The sequence below is a fragment of the Flavicella marina genome (assembly GCF_009193215.1).
GTDB lineage: Bacteria > Bacteroidota > Bacteroidia > Flavobacteriales > Flavobacteriaceae > Flavicella > Flavicella marina.
On sequence record NZ_VYVA01000002.1, the window covers coordinates 101,463 to 118,732 of the forward strand.

At 33.9% G+C, this 17,270-nt stretch carries 17 protein-coding genes and 1 other RNA gene; 7 read left to right on the plus strand and 11 right to left on the minus strand.

The window, feature by feature from the left end:
* The first annotated feature begins 16 nt into the window (after positions 1 to 16).
* The 4 genes from F6P99_RS05200 to rny all read left to right on the plus strand — a co-directional run bounded on the left by F6P99_RS05200 (position 17) and on the right by rny (position 2,383).
* Positions 17 to 307: a hypothetical protein gene (locus F6P99_RS05200; protein ID WP_152286405.1), complete on the plus strand. Its 291-nt coding sequence runs from the start codon at positions 17 to 19 to the stop codon at positions 305 to 307.
* A 10-nt stretch (positions 308 to 317) separates the two neighbouring features.
* Positions 318 to 611, plus strand: coding sequence for a cell division protein ZapA (locus tag F6P99_RS05205; protein WP_152286406.1), 294 nt, complete (start codon positions 318 to 320; stop codon positions 609 to 611).
* Between the two features lie 48 nt (positions 612 to 659).
* A non-coding RNA gene (gene ssrS, locus F6P99_RS05210) (6S RNA) lies at positions 660 to 766 on the plus strand.
* 45 nt (positions 767 to 811) lie between these two features.
* Entirely contained in the window at positions 812 to 2,383 is a 1,572-nt protein-coding gene (gene rny / locus F6P99_RS05215) for a ribonuclease Y (RefSeq protein WP_152286407.1), read from the plus strand.
* A 64-nt stretch (positions 2,384 to 2,447) separates the two neighbouring features.
* Here rny and F6P99_RS13380 read toward each other — a convergent pair whose 3' ends face one another.
* From F6P99_RS13380 to F6P99_RS05250, 8 genes are all read right to left on the minus strand, one after another.
* A complete protein-coding gene (locus F6P99_RS13380; RefSeq protein ID WP_193316005.1) occupies positions 2,448 to 2,624 on the minus strand; it encodes a PID-CTERM protein-sorting domain-containing protein in 177 nt (58 codons plus the stop codon).
* 209 nt (positions 2,625 to 2,833) lie between these two features.
* Positions 2,834 to 3,388 (minus strand): RNA polymerase sigma factor, encoded by a 555-nt coding sequence (locus F6P99_RS05220; RefSeq protein ID WP_152286408.1) that lies wholly within the window; start codon positions 3,386 to 3,388, stop codon positions 2,834 to 2,836.
* Positions 3,389 to 3,401: 13 nt separating this feature from the next.
* Positions 3,402 to 4,502 carry a glycosyltransferase gene (locus F6P99_RS05225; RefSeq protein WP_152286409.1) on the minus strand — a complete coding sequence of 367 codons (1,101 nt, stop codon included), beginning with the start codon at positions 4,500 to 4,502 and terminating at the stop codon, positions 3,402 to 3,404.
* A gap of 2 nt (positions 4,503 to 4,504) precedes the next feature.
* Positions 4,505 to 4,690 carry a membrane or secreted protein gene (locus F6P99_RS05230; protein ID WP_152286410.1) on the minus strand — a complete coding sequence of 62 codons (186 nt, stop codon included), beginning with the start codon at positions 4,688 to 4,690 and terminating at the stop codon, positions 4,505 to 4,507.
* Positions 4,691 to 4,735: 45 nt separating this feature from the next.
* On the minus strand, positions 4,736 to 6,529 hold the full coding sequence (locus F6P99_RS05235; RefSeq protein WP_152286411.1) for an acyl-CoA dehydrogenase family protein: 1,794 nt from the start codon (positions 6,527 to 6,529) through the stop codon (positions 4,736 to 4,738).
* Positions 6,530 to 6,556: 27 nt separating this feature from the next.
* Entirely contained in the window at positions 6,557 to 7,741 is a 1,185-nt protein-coding gene (locus F6P99_RS05240) for an acetyl-CoA C-acyltransferase (protein WP_152286412.1), read from the minus strand.
* Positions 7,742 to 7,767: 26 nt separating this feature from the next.
* Positions 7,768 to 10,170 (minus strand): 3-hydroxyacyl-CoA dehydrogenase/enoyl-CoA hydratase family protein, encoded by a 2,403-nt coding sequence (locus F6P99_RS05245; protein WP_152286413.1) that lies wholly within the window; start codon positions 10,168 to 10,170, stop codon positions 7,768 to 7,770.
* Between the two features lie 20 nt (positions 10,171 to 10,190).
* Positions 10,191 to 10,571 (minus strand): MarR family winged helix-turn-helix transcriptional regulator, encoded by a 381-nt coding sequence (locus F6P99_RS05250; protein WP_152286747.1) that lies wholly within the window; start codon positions 10,569 to 10,571, stop codon positions 10,191 to 10,193.
* A 202-nt stretch (positions 10,572 to 10,773) separates the two neighbouring features.
* Here F6P99_RS05250 and F6P99_RS05255 point away from each other — a divergent pair, with 202 nt between their 5' ends.
* The 3 genes from F6P99_RS05255 (at position 10,774) to F6P99_RS05265 (ending at position 14,316) form a co-directional block, all read left to right on the plus strand.
* Complete coding sequence (locus tag F6P99_RS05255) at positions 10,774 to 11,703, plus strand: ABC transporter ATP-binding protein (protein ID WP_152286414.1); 930 nt, start codon at positions 10,774 to 10,776, stop codon at positions 11,701 to 11,703.
* 10 nt (positions 11,704 to 11,713) lie between these two features.
* Positions 11,714 to 13,030 carry an ABC transporter permease gene (locus F6P99_RS05260; protein ID WP_152286415.1) on the plus strand — a complete coding sequence of 439 codons (1,317 nt, stop codon included), beginning with the start codon at positions 11,714 to 11,716 and terminating at the stop codon, positions 13,028 to 13,030.
* A gap of 122 nt (positions 13,031 to 13,152) precedes the next feature.
* Positions 13,153 to 14,316 (plus strand): sigma-54-dependent transcriptional regulator, encoded by a 1,164-nt coding sequence (locus F6P99_RS05265; protein ID WP_152286416.1) that lies wholly within the window; start codon positions 13,153 to 13,155, stop codon positions 14,314 to 14,316.
* Positions 14,317 to 14,355: 39 nt separating this feature from the next.
* Here F6P99_RS05265 and rluF read toward each other — a convergent pair whose 3' ends face one another.
* From rluF to F6P99_RS05280, 3 genes are read right to left on the minus strand one after another with little or no spacing between them, the layout of a single operon-like run.
* Entirely contained in the window at positions 14,356 to 15,081 is a 726-nt protein-coding gene (gene rluF, locus F6P99_RS05270) for a 23S rRNA pseudouridine(2604) synthase RluF (RefSeq protein ID WP_152286417.1), read from the minus strand.
* A 9-nt stretch (positions 15,082 to 15,090) separates the two neighbouring features.
* The gene (locus F6P99_RS05275; protein ID WP_152286418.1) at positions 15,091 to 16,242 is read right to left on the minus strand and encodes a geranylgeranyl reductase family protein; all 1,152 of its coding nucleotides are present in this window, start codon (positions 16,240 to 16,242) and stop codon (positions 15,091 to 15,093) included.
* Positions 16,243 to 16,246: 4 nt separating this feature from the next.
* Complete coding sequence (locus F6P99_RS05280) at positions 16,247 to 17,269, minus strand: endonuclease/exonuclease/phosphatase family protein (protein WP_152286419.1); 1,023 nt, start codon at positions 17,267 to 17,269, stop codon at positions 16,247 to 16,249.
* Position 17,270 lies beyond the last annotated feature (1 nt).

Below are 17,270 nucleotides of genomic sequence, written 5' to 3' on the forward strand. Positions count from 1 at the left end.
TTCGTAATTACAACTTATGAGTATAAATTTGGAATCTGTTGATTTGTTGGAAAGTAAGTTAGAAACCTTGATTGAAAGGTATACTTTTCTTAAGGAAGAAAATGATATTTTGATTTCTAGAATCAATAAATTGCAAAATTTGACTGCTAAATTAGAATATGATTTGAGTCAAGAAACAGAAAAATATAGGTTGTTGAAAATTGCAAAAACTATTGATGGTAGTAGAACCGATAGTAGAGAAACTAAAAATAAAATAAATGCGTTGATTCGCGAAATTGATAATTGTATCGTTCGATTGAATCAATAAGTTCATTTACATGGCAGATAAAGTCAAAATTAATGTAGCAATAGGTGGAAGAACCTATCCTTTGTACGTTTCAAACGCAATTGAAGAGGAGGGGACCAGAAAAGCTGCGGAAAAAATTAATGAGTTGATTTTGAAGTTTGAAGAAAACTATGCTGTGAATGATAAACAAGATGTTTTAGCAATGTGTGCATTGCAATTTGCTTCTAAATTAGAAGTAACATCTATTGTAGATCAGGAAGATGAACAAAAAGCAAATGAAAAATTAGATAAGATGCATCGATTGTTAGATGCAAACTTGAAATAAGGTTTTAAAATACAGAGAATACTACCTACATTAGTTAATGTTTGATAAACTCAACGCAATTCCATTAAAAAGGATGAGTCTTAGTTGTAAAAGCGGGTCGATTCGGTCGAATACTTGAGCTTCTAGTTAGTCCTAAACTTGTTATTTGGGAGTTTATATAAACCAACTGATGTAGGTTTTTTTATATATAAATTTTTTAGATGGAAACAACAACAATAATAAGTATTATAGTTGCTTTAGGATTAGGCTTCATTGCGGGTCTTTTTATTAGTAAAATACTTCAGAACAAAAAAGGTTCTACAATCATTAAAACAGCAAAAAGAACTGCTGCAAATAGAGTCAAAGCTGCGCATAAAGAAGCTGAGTCTATTAAAAAAGATAAAATACTTCAAGCAAAAGAACGTTTTATTGAATTAAAAGCAGAACATGAAAAGGTGGTTTTGGCTCGTGAGAAAAAAATTGTAGATGTAGAGAAGCGAATCAGAGAAAAAGAATCACAATTAGCTTCTGAGCTCGATAAAAACCGACGACTCAACAAAGAGATAATTTCAAAACAAAAAGATTACGACTATAAGCTTGAGTTCTTAGAAAAGAAACAAGTTGAGGTTGATAAAGTTCATAAAAGACAGATAGAACAACTGGAAGTTATTTCTGGTATTTCTGCGGAAGATGCAAAAGCAGATTTAGTGAAGTCTTTGAAAGATGAAGCAAAATCGGATGCTATGTCGTATGTACAAGATATTTTGGAAGAAGCGAAATTGACAGCAGAGCAAGAAGCAAGAAAAATTATTTTAAACACTATCCAAAGGGTGGGTGTAGAACAATCCATAGAAAATTGTGTTTCTGTTTTTAACTTAGAGTCTGATGATGTTAAAGGTCGTATTATAGGTCGTGAAGGAAGAAATATTCGTGCGATTGAAGCCGCTACGGGTGTAGAGATTATAGTAGACGATACGCCAGAAGCAATTATTCTTTCTTGTTTTGACCCTGTACGAAGAGAAGTAGCAAGATTATCAATGCATAATTTAGTTACTGATGGTCGTATTCACCCTGCCAGAATTGAAGAAGTTGTTAAGAAAACTGAAAAACAAATCCAACAAGAGATTGTAGAAGTAGGAAAGAGAACTGTAATTGATTTAGGAATTCATGGATTACACCCAGAATTGATTAAAACAGTCGGTCGAATGAAATTCCGTTCTTCTTATGGACAGAATTTATTACAACATTCAAGAGAAGTAGCAAACTTGTGTGCTTTGATGGCCACTGAGTTAGGCTTGAATCCTAAGATAGCGAAAAGAGCTGGTTTATTGCACGATATTGGTAAAGTGCCAGATACGGAGACTGAATTACCTCACGCTTTGTTAGGTATGCAGTGGGCTGAAAAATACGGTGAAAAACAAGATGTATGTAATGCTATCGGTGCCCATCATGATGAAATAGAGATGAAATCACTTTATGCTCCTATTGTTCAAGTTTGTGATGCGATTTCAGGAGCTAGACCAGGAGCAAGGAGACAGGTGTTAGATTCTTATATCCAGCGTTTGAAAGATTTAGAAGATTTAGCTTTTGGATTTTCAGGTGTTCAAAAAGCATATGCGATTCAAGCAGGGCGAGAATTGAGAGTACTTGTAGAAAGCACAAAGGTGTCTGATGATAAGGCAGCAGAGTTATCATTCGGAATCTCTCAAAAAATTCAAAATGATATGACTTATCCAGGACAGGTGAAAGTAACTGTTATTAGAGAAACTAGAGCGGTCAATGTCGCGAAATAGTAATATATAGAACAAAAAAAAACTCCTTAAGAATTTAAGGAGTTTTTTTTTGATATAAAGTTGTCTATTTTTTCAATTTTGTCGCTCCATAGATAATAGCAGATGCAGCTAAAAATAAGACCCCTCCATCTATAGGTAATCCTGGAGGTGGGGGTGGAGGAGGTGGTCCAAATTGTGCAAATATTTGAAATCCATTCAGACTAAGTATAAATAGTAATATGTATTGAATAGTCTTTTTCATACTATTGTTAATTTCAAGATGTATATCATCTAATTTATTGCAAAATTATTATAATTCAGGTGTATACTCTATTTTTTATGTTGTTTTTCTTGCAAATATTGAAAATGATTAACATTTGCATATTATAAATAACGTAAATTTTGTCGGAATATTCCAATTTACCTGACAAAAAATAAATATAAATTATAAAATATTTAAAACGATTTGGTTTAGAGGTTTTTATGCGTGATTATCTCTAACAAAAGTTTTTTGGCTCGTAGTAGTTTTACTTTAATATTGTTCATTGGTTCGTCCAATTCTTTTGCAATTTCTTTATAAGATAATTCTTGGAAATATCGCAAGTTGATTATTTTTTGATAATGAGGTTTTAATTGTTTGATGTAGATAAGCAGTTGTGCTAGATTTTGTTCACTGATAATTTGATCTTCTGGAGAAGGTGCTTCGTCTGTTATATCGTAAGATTCGTTAAAATCATTGTTCAAAGAAATTGTTTCGGCTTTTGTTTTTCTTAAAGCATCAATGTGAATGTTTTTCGAAATGGTTAATAGCCAAGTTTTAAAATTATAGGAATCGTTATAAGTGTCTAATTTATCAAATGCTTTCGAAAATGTTTGGATTGTGATATCTTCAGCTTCATTTTCATTGTTTGTTTTGGATAATTGAAAACGATAAATATCGTTCCAAAAATGATTCAACAAAGCTTTGTAGGCTTGTTGGTCTCCAGTTTTAGCACGAAGTATGTGTTGTTTTATTAACTGACTCATATATGTCTATTGCCTACCAATGATTTGGGTTCACCAATTTATTTTTTAAATATATATATAATTGTGTTAGTATTAACGCAATTTCTAAAATTGGAGTAAGAATAATAAGATCTACTTCTTTTATTTTCTTTGAAAAGAAGCCTATAGATGCATATACTAGTATGTATCTAATTGCTATCAATGCTAGAATTGTATGCGATTTTGGATTTATAATTACCAATATTCCTGCTAATGCGTAAAAGAGTAACTGTGAGATGTAAAATATGCCAAGCGGTAATTTATGTTTTAATTTATACAAATGTGCTGTTGATATATGTCTTCTTTTTTGAAGGATCCAATCTTTGAAGTTTTGTTTAGGTAGTGATTCTGTGAAACTATTGGTGTCTAATGTGAAAGAGGTGTTGTTTTTGGTCGCAATTTCATTGATGAATAAATCATCATCTCCGGATTTTATTTTTATGTGTTTGATAAATCCATTGACTTTAAAAAAATCAGATTTTGTATAGGCCAAATTTCTTCCTACTCCCATATATGTCAAACCAATTTTAGAATAACTGAAATACTGTATGGCAGTCAATAAAGTTTCATAACGAATCAATTTATTGATAAAGGATTTGTTTTTTTTATAGGCACCATAACCTAATACAATGTGTTTGTTTTGAGTAAAATTGTTTGCCATACTCTGAATCCATTGATTCGATAGAGGCTTGCAATCGGCATCTGTAAGTAGTAGATGCTCATGACTTGCAGCTTTGATACCAAGAGTGAGAGCATATTTTTTGCTTCCCCAGAAGTTTTCGCATTCTTCTATGGTAACTACTTTAATATTTTCATTTGATGACGCGAATAGGTCAATTATAAGTGCTGTATCATCAGTAGACCGATCGTTGATTAGTACTATTTCAAATTCTCCAGAATAGTTTTGATTTAGAAGGCTAGGTAGGAATCTTTTTAAATTGTTCGCTTCGTTTTTTGCACAAATAATAACAGAAATAGGTTCACTGTTAGTGAGGATAGATTGCTTTTTTTTGTGTAAAGGTGTTAGAAACAATAAATAGTATAGGCATTGTATTGCTACAATGACATAGAAAACAACAAACAAATAAAATAGCATTGTTATTTATTTTCGCAATCTTCTGGCATTTTTCCACAAAAACCGCATGGTTCACCACTGTCGTTGAAATTTGAATTTTGACTAGCACATGTTCCAGCGAATTTACCGTCTTTTTTAGCCCAAATTTTTATTGCTATTCCAGCGAAAGCAATTCCCAACAATACAACAGTAATCAGAAGTAATTTCATCTTATAAAATTTACCACAAAGATACTCAAAACGATACTAAAAACATTAAAAACAGTATTCGTTTTCGGCGATTATTTTCTGAGCGATAATTTTTCTTAACTGCACAACATTAGGGTAATTTGCATACTTAGTAAATCGTTTTAAACCCATAAGTAGCATTCGTTGTTCGTCACCTTCAGTAAAAGATACAATAGCTTCTTTTCCTTGTTTGTTGATAATTTCAACCGCATTATAAAGGTTTAATTTTGCCATGGCAATTTGTGCTTCACAAGCAGATTCAGTTTTTTTAGAAACCAATTTTTCGACTTTTAATATTGTGGATTCTGCCATGTATATCTCAATCATAATATCTGAAGCTGCCGAAATTATTTGTTGCTGCTGCTCTAAGTCCATTCCAAATGTTTCAACCGCTTTACCAGCGATCATTAAGAACGTTTTTTTCAATTTTGTTATGATCTCTTTTTCTTCAGAAAACAAAGGAGTATAATCAGGTGTGTCGAAAGAGGGGATTGACATTAGATCGTTGGCAACTGCCATTGCAGGAGTAATCAAATCTAATTCTCCTTTGAATGCTTTTTTTAGTAGCATACCAACACTTAATAATCTATTTATTTCATTTGTACCTTCGTAGATTCTTCCTATTCTAGCATCCCTCCAAGCAGCTTCCATTGGAGTGTCTTGTGAGAATCCCATCCCTCCAAAAATTTGAATTCCCTCATCGGTAACATATTGGGCAGTTTCAGAGGCGTGCACTTTTAACAATGCACATTCTATGGCATATTCTTCTACACCTTTTAACTCTGCTTCTTGATGTGAGCTCCCAGATGCAATATATTCATCAATTTTGTTTTGAATGTCTTTTGCAGCTCTGTAACTTCCAGATTCAGTAACAAAAGTTTTGGTTGCCATTTCCGCTATTTTATATTGAATAGCACCGAATTGGGCAATAGGAGTTTTAAATTGTTGTCTTTCATTGGCATACTTGACTCCCTCAGTTGTAACTCTACGACAAGCATCTAAACAAGCAGCCGCAAGTTTTATACGTCCAACATTTAAAGAATTTAAGGCTATTTTAAAACCTTTTCCTCTTTCAGAAAGCATGTTCTCAACAGGTACTTTTGTGTCGCTATAAAAGACTTGTCTGGTAGAAGAAGCTTTTATTCCTAATTTATGTTCTTCTTCGCCTAATGTAATACCGTTAGGATTTTCCGGATCATATTCAACGATAAACGCAGTAATATTTTTGTCATCTTCAATTCTAGCAAAGACAATCATCAGACTACAAAATCCTGCATTTGAAATCCACATTTTTTGACCACTTATCAAATAGTGTTTTCCATCATCAGATAAAACGGCTTTGGTTTTACCAGAATTGGCATCACTACCAGCTCCGGGCTCAGTTAAACAATAAGAACCATACCATTCTCCTGAGGCCAATTTTGGAACATATTTTTGTTTCTGTTCTTCTGTACCATACAGTAAAATTGGCATAGTACCAATTCCAGTATGGGCTCCGTAGGCAGTTGCTAAAGATCCACTTGAACCAGAAATATAATCACAAACAAGCATCGTAGAAACAAAACCCATTCCCATTCCTCCATACGCTTCAGGAACAGAAATACTCAACAGTCCCATTTGAGCAGCTTTATTCATTATTTCAACAGTAAAGCCATAATCAGAGTTTTCAAATCGTTCTTTATGTGGCCAGACTTCTTTGTCGATAAATTCTTTTACTGATTCCTTCATCATAAGTTGCTCTTCAGAAAAGTCTTCTGTGATAAATATATCTTGAGCTGCTGTTTCTTTTAATAAGAATTCGCCTCCTTTTATTGTTCCCATGGTGTTTGTTTTAGTTTAGTTTACTCTTTATTTTAAAAACTCATATACGCCCGCTGCTCCTTGTCCGGTTCCAACGCACATGGTAACCATTCCGTATTTGTTTTTTCTTCTTCTCATTTCATTGAATAGCTGTACCGAAAGTTTGGCTCCTGTACAACCAAGTGGATGTCCTAATGAAATAGCGCCACCGTTTACATTTACAATTTCTTGATTCAGTCCTAACTCTCTAATCACAGCAAGTGATTGTGAAGCAAATGCTTCATTTAGTTCTATCAGATCAATATCTTTCAATTGTAATCCAGCATTCGACAATGCTTTAGGGATAGCTTTTACCGGGCCAATACCCATGATTTTTGGTGGTACTCCTGCAACGGCAAAAGAAACCATTCTAGCAATTGGTTCTAGGTTTAATTCCTTCACCATTTCCTCGCTCATCACTAGTACAAAAGCAGCACCATCACTCATTTGAGATGAGTTACCTGCGGTTACAGATCCGTTTGAAGCAAATACAGGTTTTAGCTTGTTTAATGCTTGAATAGAGGTTCCTCTTCGTGGTCCTTCATCAGTTGTTACACTGTAGTTTTTTTGTTGTTTCTTGCCTTGCTCATCGATAAATATTTCTTCGATATTAATGGGTACAATATCGTCTTCAAAAATATGATTGTCTTGAGCTTTTAAAGCTTTTTGATGCGAGTTAAAGGCAAATTCATCTTGATCTTCTCTTGAAACCTTGAATTGATTTGCGACGGCTTCAGCAGTCAATCCCATTCCCCAATAATAGTCTTCATGACCTTCTTTTGCAGTTTTATAATTAGGTACGGGTCTATAACCTCCCATAGGGATATAACTCATACTTTCTACACCTCCAGCAATAATACAATCTGCCATTCCAGATTGAATTTTCGCAGCCGCGATACTTATGGTTTCAAGACCTGATGCACAATAACGATTCACAGTCATACCGGCAACTGTATCAATTTTTAATCCCATAAGGGAAATCAACCTTCCCATATTCAATCCTTGCTCAGCTTCAGGCATGGCATTTCCAACAATAACATCGTCAATTCTTGTTTTGTCTAGTTCAGGTACATTTTTTAATAAATGTTCTATGGTTTCGGCTGCCAGTTCATCAGGACGTTTGAAACGAAAAAGTCCTTTTGGAGCTTTTCCAACTGCGGTACGGTAACCTTGAATTATATATGCTGTTTTCATTGTTTTTGTTTAAGTTGTTAATGGAATTAGTTTCGTAAAGGTTTTCCTGTTTTCAACGTATGTTGAATTCTCTCTAAGGTTTTACGTTCCCCGAAAAGCGATAAAATTGCCTCTCGCTCTAAATCTAAGAGGTATTGTTCGCTAACAAAACTTGGTTCGGAAAGATCTCCACCTGCCATTATATAGCCTAGTTTATTTGCTATTTTCTTATCATGTTCAGAAGCGTAATTCCCTTTTTGCAAGCTATCTGTGCCCACTTTAAACATTCCAAGAACTTGTTGTCCAAGCACTTTGACTTTTTTCGGTGTTGGCTGTGTATACCCATCATCTAAAAGTTGTAATGCATACTTTTTAGCAGTCGCAATTTGTCTGTTGGCATTTACAACGACCATGTCTTTACCGGTTTGATAAAAACCTAAATCGAATGCTTCATGTGCCGAGGTGGCTACTTTTGCCATGGCAATATTGATAAAACTATCGCGCAAACGGTTTAATTTTACATCGTCTTTTAAAAATGCCTCTGATGCACGTAAGGTCATTTCTTTTGTACCAGCGCCAGCCGGTATAATTCCAACCCCAAATTCAACCAAACCAGTGTAAGTTTCTGCGGCTGCAACAACTTTATCTACATGCATACTCATTTCACATGCTCCACCAAAAGTCATTCCTCTTGGCGTGAGAAGCGTGGGTACAGATGAATAGCGTAAACGCATAACGGTGTCTTGAAATAGTTTTGTCGCCATGTTTAATTCATCATACTCTTGTTCGATTGCTAGTAAAAAAGCCATAGCTAAATTGGCTCCAACAGAAAAATTAGCTGCTTGATTACCAAGTATTACTGCTTCATATTCCTCTTCCGCTAAATCGATACCCTTATTTATGGCTTGTAAAACACCTCCGCCAATGGTATTCATTTTTGATTGAAACTCTACATTTAGCACTCCATCTCCAAGATGTTGAATGGCCGCTTCTTTATTAGACCAAATTGTCTTAGATTCTCTAATGTGCTCTAAAATGATAAAGCTATCTTGACCTGGTTTTTTATGGTAAGTTTTTGAAACTATATCATAGTAATTTTCAATTCCTTCAGCAACGGAGTAAAACGATTTTGCTCCAGATAAAAGCATTTCTTCAACCCATTTGTTTAGAGTTAAGCCTTCATTTTTTATCAATTCTATTCCTTTTTCAACACCTATGGCATCCCAAATTTGAAAAGGGCCATGTTCCCATCCGAAACCTGCTTTCATGGCATCGTCAATTCTGAATAGTTCATCTGATATTTCTGGAATTCTATTTGCGCTATAAGCAAACAATGCAGCAAACGTTTTTCTATAAAAGTCCCCAGCTTTGTCTTTTCCTTTAATTAAAACGGCAAAGCGATCGATTACTTTGTCGATAGTTTTGGTACTTGCAAGTGTGGCAAATTTTGGTTTATTCGATGTTTCGTATTCAAAGGAGTTTAAATTCAAAGCCAAAATATTTTTTTTGCCTTTTGCATCGACTTCTTTTTTGTAAAAACCTTGTTTCGATTTATTACCTAACCATTTGTTTTCAATAAGTTTGTTTACGAAATCTGGTAGTTTAAAGAGTTCATGTGCCTCATCATTCGGACAGTTTTCATATAATCCATTCGCAACATGAACCAATGTGTCTAATCCGACAACATCTACGGTTCTGAATGTGGCAGATTTTGGTCTTCCAATAACAGGACCTGTTAATTTATCAACTTCAGCGATGGATAAATCTAATTCTTTTACTACGTGAAAAAGACTCATGATGCCAAAAATACCTATTCTATTTCCGATAAACGCAGGTGTGTCTTTGGCAAGTACGGATGTTTTTCCTAAAAACTTTTCACCGTATTTCATTAAGAAGTCTACGATTTCTGGTTTACAGGAAGGACCTGGTACAACTTCAAACAATTTTAAATACCTAGGAGGGTTGAAAAAATGAGTTACTGCAAAATGATTTTGAAAATCCTCGCTTCGTCCCTCATTCATGAACTTGATGGGAATCCCAGAAGTGTTCGAGCTAATTACAGTACCAGGTGTCCTGTGTTTTTCTACTAATTCAAATACTTTTTGTTTGATGTCCAATCGTTCAACCACAACCTCAATAATCCAGTCGACTTGAGCGATTTTTTGGATGTCATCTTCTAAATTTCCTGTTGAAATTCTAGCAGAAAATTCTTTTTTATAAATAGGGGAAGGGTTCGATTTTATAGAAGCTGTTAAGCTTGAATCTACGATTCTGTTACGTACAGCTCTTGATTCTAGTGTAAGGCCTTGCGCTTTTTCTTTTTCATTCAATTCTTTCGGAACAATGTCCAATAAAAGTACTTCAACACCAATATTGGCAAAGTGGCATGCAATACCAGATCCCATAATTCCAGATCCGATTACAGCAATTTTTTTTATGTGCTTCTTCATTAGTTTGAGTTTACTAGTTTTTAGTTATCGAAGATTAGTTTATTCGAAATTAATTCGTTGATAGTTTCTGTTACTTCAAAAAAACTTTTAAGCTTATGTTCGCTTATTGAGTTTTTTACGGTGTCGTTAAATTTCAAAACGCTTTGTTTTGAAGTTTCTCGTTTTTCTATTCCAAAATCAGTTAATTTTATCAAAACGCCTCTACCATCTTTTGGGTTTTTTTCCCTGTAGATTAGGCCTCGCTCTTCCATTTTTTTTAATAATCGTGATAAACTCGTTGGTTCCATTCCCATTTTTGGACCTAAAGCAGTAGATGCAGTGCCTTCTTTTAAATCAATATTTAGTAACAAAAACCCTGTGGCCATGGTACTTCCATATTTAGAAGCTTCTTCGTTGTACATCTTCGCTACAGCTTGCCACGTAGCGCGTAAATGATGATCTATGGAAAGATTTTTTGAGGTTGATTTTTTCAATACTAAATTATTTTATTATGCATGCACAGTAAATATACTAATATTTTTTAAAAAAACTAAAAACCGATTGCATATTTTTTGGGCTCAAAAAAATGATATCTTTGATTTTCTAATATTTCAATAGATTATTTTGTTAAAAATAGACCAGGTTAGTAAGCATTATGGCGAATATACTGCCCTAGATGCGGTTTCATTAGAAGTGCCTAAAGGAAGTGTGTTTGGCTTGTTAGGACCAAATGGAGCAGGGAAAACCTCTCTTATTCGGATTCTAAATCAAATTATTTTACCAGATGAAGGTACTGTGTATTTGGATGGAGAACAGTTGCAACCAAAACATATTTCACAGATTGGTTATTTACCAGAAGAACGAGGGTTGTATAAATCAATGAAAGTTGGTGAGCAAGCTTTGTATTTGGCTCGCCTAAAGGGGATGACTAAAAAAGAAGCTACCACCCAGTTAAAATATTGGTTTGAAAAATTTGAAATTTCTGATTGGTGGCATAAAAAAATTCAAGAACTCTCTAAGGGAATGGCTCAAAAGGTGCAATTTATTGTTACCGTATTGCACAAACCTAAATTATTGATCTTTGATGAACCTTTTAGTGGTTTTGATCCGGTGAATGCAGAATTGATAGCAAAAGAAATATTGTTGTTGAAAGACGAGGGAGCAACCATTATTTTTTCTACACACCGTATGGAGTCTGTTGAGAAAATGTGTGATCATATTGCGTTGATACATCAGTCTAAGAAAATTTTAGATGGAAAAATATCAGAAATACAAAAACAGTATAAAACCAATATTTTTGATGTTGGAGTTGTAACCAATGATGAGAGTAAGTTGACAACTGAATTGAAAGAAGTATTTGAGGTTAAACCAAGTAAACTCTATTCATTTCACGATGCGGTAAAATTTCAAGTAAAAACTTCTGATAAAAATACATCAGAGAAATTACTTCAACTTTTACAGAAACACGGTGAAGTGATTCATTTTTCTGAACAGATACCAACGATGAACTCTATATTTATGCAGGCAGTTTCTAACAAAACAAGTCTTAAATAATTACTCAACTATGGAAAAACTAAAATTAATCATCTATAGAGAGTTTTTAATAAAAGTTAGAAATAAATCATTTATTGTCCTTACTTTTTTAAGTCCGATTCTGGTAATTGGTATGGGATTTTTGGTGTTTTATTTAACTCAAGTAAACGAAAGTACCGTGAAGCATATCGCTATTGTAGATAATTCTACCCTAGAAATCGGTAGCTTGTTGCAGAGTAATGAATCTGTCACCTATATTGATTTAACAGTGGTAGGTTTAGATAAATCGAAAGTGTTGGTAAAAGAAAATAATTACGACGGTTTGTTGTATTTACCAGTTATTGAAGATGATTTAAAAGAGTATTCACATAAAATAATGTATTTTTCTGCTGATACGCCAAATTTTATGTTGATCAAAAGTTTAGAAAATAAGATTGCCAACAGATTGAAGTTTTTTCATTTAGAAAAAATTGGAATACAAGCCCAAACTATATACGATGCGACCTACAACGTGGCGATTCATCAAGAGAATTTTTATGGAGAAGAATCTTCGAAACTGGGTGCTGGTTTAAAAATCGGACTCGGTACGGGAGCGGGGTATCTAGTAATGATGTTTATTATTATATATGGGAACTCTGTGATGAGAAGTGTAATTGAAGAAAAAACGAGTAGAGTAATTGAAGTTATTGTCTCTTCTGTAAAACCATTTCAATTGTTGTTGGGTAAAATTATCGGAAATGCATCAGCTGGTTTGTTACAGTTTTTTATTTGGGGATTGCTAATTGTCTTTTGCAGTATAGCAGCCTCTATGTTTTTAGGAGTTGATTTGATGGCAATGAATACTCCAAAATTACCAGTAAATCAAATGGCAGAAAATTTGGAAAATTATGATGACATTGTTTTCGTCTTGAAAGAGATATTACAATTACCATTAGTAACCATGGTTTTGTTGTTTGTATTCTATTTTTTAGGAGGATTTTTTCTGTACAGTTCAATTTATGCGGCAATAGGGGCAGCAGTCGATAGTGAAACGGATACCCAGCAATTTATGTTGCCAGTGATTATTCCTTTGATGTTGGCAGTGTATGTTGGTTTTGCTGCGGTTATTAGTGATCCACATGGTCCAGTTGCAACTACATTTTCGATCATTCCTTTTACCTCACCAATTGTTATGTTGATGCGAATTCCGTTTGGTGTAGCTTGGTATGAGTTATTAGGGTCGATGTTGTTACTAGTAGTTACCTTTTTAGGAATAGTATTGTTAGCAGCGAAAATATATAAAGTAGGGATTTTAATGTATGGTAAAAAGCCGAGTTACAAGGACCTGTATAAATGGTTACGCTACTGATGATCTTTTAATAGGTTTTTAAGAATTTTCTTAACCTTTGGTATGTCAAAATAAATATCTTTACAAGTATGTAATGTTTAAAAATTACTGCTATTAACTAACGAACTATAGAAATACCTATAATGAGTAAAATTTTAATAATTGAAGACGAAGCTGCAATTCGCAGGGTTTTAAATAAAATCATCAGTGAAGAAAACGACAGCTACCAAACCGAAGAAGCTGAAAATGGTTTGATTGGGTTAGAGAAGGTTTTAGAGAATGATTACGATTTGATATTGTGTGATATCAAAATGCCAAAAATGGACGGTGTAGAAGTACTTGAAAAGTTAAAAAAAGTAAAGCCAGAAATACCGGTAATAATGATATCTGGCCATGGAGATCTTGATACAGCGGTAGAAACCATGCGCTTAGGAGCTTTTGACTATATTTCTAAACCACCAGATTTAAATCGATTGTTGACTACGGTTCGAAATGCTTTGTTGAGTAAGGATTTAATTGTTGAGAACAAAAGATTAAAGAAAAAGGTTAGTAAGAAATATGAAATGATAGGAGAAAGTGACTCGATTTCTCGTATCAAAACCATGATTGAAAAAGTAGCATCTACAGATGCTCGTGTTTTGATTACAGGACCAAACGGAACAGGTAAGGAGTTGGTGGCACATTGGTTGCATGAAAAAAGTGACAGAAGTAAAGCTCCGATGATTGAGGTGAATTGTGCTGCAATTCCTTCTGAATTAATTGAAAGTGAATTGTTTGGTCATGTAAAGGGATCGTTTACAGGGGCTAATAAAGACAGAGCTGGTAAATTTGAAGCAGCAAATAATGGTACCATTTTTTTGGATGAAATTGGAGATATGAGTCTTTCTGCTCAAGCAAAAGTATTGCGTGCGCTTCAAGAAAATAAAGTAAGTAGAGTAGGAAGTGAGAAAGATATAAAAGTAAATGTTCGTGTAGTAGCTGCAACAAATAAAGACTTAAAAAAGGAAATTAGCGAAGGAAGATTTCGAGAGGATTTATACCATCGTTTGGCAGTTATATTGATTCAAGTACCGGCGCTTAATGATAGAAGAGAAGATATTCCTTTACTCGTAGAACATTTTTCTAAGCAGGTTTCTGCAGAGCAAGGTATTCCAAACAAGGTGTTTTCGAATGAAGCCTTGGAGTTGTTACAAGGTTACGATTGGACGGGGAACATCCGTGAATTGAGAAATGTAGTTGAGAGGTTGATTATTTTAGGGGATCAAAAAGTTTCTAAAGAAGATGTAGCACTGTTTGCCAGTAAATAAAATTTAAAAAGTACCCATCGATAAGCTCAGGGTACTTTTTTAAGAAGCTTCTTCTGTTTTGCTAGAGTTTCCAACCAACTGATTGATGGTTTGCAATTCTTGTTTGGTAAATTCTCGATACTTACCAGGTTTTAAATTGTTGAGTCGAATGTTCATGATTCGAACTCGTTTTAATTTTTTCACCTCGTAGTTTAAATACTCACACATCCTTCGAATTTGACGATTTAAACCTTGTGTTAAGATGATTTTGAAAGTATAATCATTGATTTTTTCAACTTTACACTTATCTGTTATTGTATCCAAAATTGGAATTCCATTACTCATTTTTGCAACAAAAGAATCTGTGATTTTTTTGTCAACGGTAACAATGTATTCTTTTTCGTGATTGTTTTTCGAGCGAAGTATCTTGTTCACAATATCTCCATCGTTGGTCATAAAAATGAGCCCTTCACTAGGTTTGTCTAATCTACCAATCGGAAATATTCGTTCAGGATAATTCAAGTAACTAATAATATTACCACGAATTTTGGTGTCAGTAGTACATGTAATTCCTACAGGTTTGTTAAAAGCCAAATAAATGTTTTCAACCTCTTTGGTAATTACTTGTCCTAAAACAGTGATGGTGTCTTTTACAGAAACCTTGACTCCAAGTCCTGCCGTTTTACCATTTACGGCAACTTTTCCGTCTTCAATAAGCTTATCTGCCGCTCTTCTAGAGCAGTAACCAGTCTCAGATATTGCCTTGTTAAGTCTTTTGGTTTCCATGCTTCGAGTTTATATTTTAAACTTGTCAAAGATTGCGCCTTTTATCTTTTCACCAATTCGTTTTTTGATATCTGTTGGATAAGATCTTTCTCCCATAAAAACATCGGTCATGGCTTCACAAAAACGCTGTCCGTATTGTTTCATTAAAAAGTGTCTTACTTTTTCTTTTTCATAAAAAACTTTTGAAAGATACAACCCTGTTTTTATCTCAGGTAATACAGTTTCGTTTAGTTTATCAAAGTAAAGCTTCTCTGTTTTTTCACTATCGAGTTTCCCTTCAATAATAGCTTCGGCTGCCATTTCACCAGTTAATATTGCATTTGATATTCCTTCGGCTGTGATAGGATCTGCGAACCCTGCAGCATCTCCTGTTAGCAAAACATTGTTTTTAAAAAAACCATCCGTTCTTGGTGATACAGGAATCTGAAATCCGTGAAATTCTTCACTTATTATATCGGTAATACCAAGTGTTGTTAAATACTCTTTGTAATACTTTTTTAAGTCAATTTTTGTTCTCCTCGCAGAGGCAACTCCAATTGAAAGGTGGTTTTCTTTTGGAAAACTCCATCCGTACCCTAAGGGCACTGCATCAAAATCAAAACGAACTTCTTTCGACAATCTTTCAAAGTCTTTTGGAGAAACTTCTACCTCATATTCTAAAGCAGGAATTAAATATCTTGTGTCGTTCCAGCCTGCTAATTTGGCAGTTGGACTCAAAGCCCCATCTGCTGCAATCACAAATTTTGAACTCACATCTCCTTGTGAAGTGTGTAGCGTAATTGTTTCATCAAAGGACATTTTTTTTAACTTATGACCTTCCAATAAAGTAATGCCAGCTTGTTTTGCTTTTTCGACAATTAAATTGTCAAAATCATCTCTCATGATCATACTGATAATAGGTTCTTCCCTTTCAGATGAAAGGTGGATATCTGCCTTATCAAAATAGATGTCAATTTTGTTGAATTCTCTTTTTACAACAGAACTAATATCAAAAGGCAATCTACGTCTTCCTCTATATACAAATCCTCCTCCACATGTTTTGTATCTTGGTAAGGTTTCTTTTTCAATTAGCACAACAGATAAGTTGTTTTCAGCCAGTTTTAATGCAGCCGAAGCTCCCGAGGGACCACTACCAATTACTGCGACATCAAATGTTTTCATCAATTTATTTTTTATGGTTTTTTGAAAAATTTATTCGAGACATGATTGGAAAATGGTCTGAATAATTTTCTTTAAAATTTTTAAAACTTGTAACCTCCATAGATTCATCCACTAAAATAAAATCTATTCTGAAAGGGAAAATATAATCAAAAGTTTTTCCAAAACCTGAACCCGATGCTATAAAAGTGTCGGTTTTCTTTTCTTTCAGTGTTTTGTATACCCATGAGAATGCTGTGTTGTTAAAATCACCCATAAAAATGGTGCGATAGTTGCATTTTTTTTCATGAGCTTTCAGTTGTTCGATTTGAGTAGCTTGAATTCTAAAATGTTTTTTTAGTGTTTGTAACAAGTTTTTAGAATCTTTTGCTCCAAAATTATCTTTGTTTTTGTCTATTTTCAGAGATTGTAGGTGCAAGTTATAGAAACGTATCGTGTCAGATTTAATTACGATATCAGCGAAAATGGCGTTGTTTCCTGTGGGTTTAAAGTCTAATGAACCGTGATTGATGATTTTATATTTTGACAAGATACAGAGTTCAATGCTTGCATGGTTGTTTTTTATGTACTGATAAGGGTAATTCCTAAATTTTTTAGCGTTCTTATGGTATTCTTGAATTGCAACCACATCTGGATCTTCTTTGTATATTAAATTCTTGATTTTAGTTTCAATGTTTTTTTCTTTAGTCCAATTATACATATTGAACATTCTTACATTGTACGACATGATTTTCAGATCATCATCACCAAGTGTTTTCTTCTCGTTAATTTGAATAAAGGCATTTACATGCTGGTATCCTATAAGTAAAATAATTAATGATACTAAGAATTGCTTTTTCAACTTAAGCATCCAATACAGCATAAACAATGTATTGCAAATAAGTAATAATGGCAAACCCAAACTTAACACAGAAACCGTTGAAGTGATCTTTGGTGAGATGTAGGGAATGAGGTACGAAGTAAGTAATAATGCTGCCGCAACTGAATTGAGAAAAAAGAAAATTTTATCTAAAAAGGAAAGTTTTTTCATT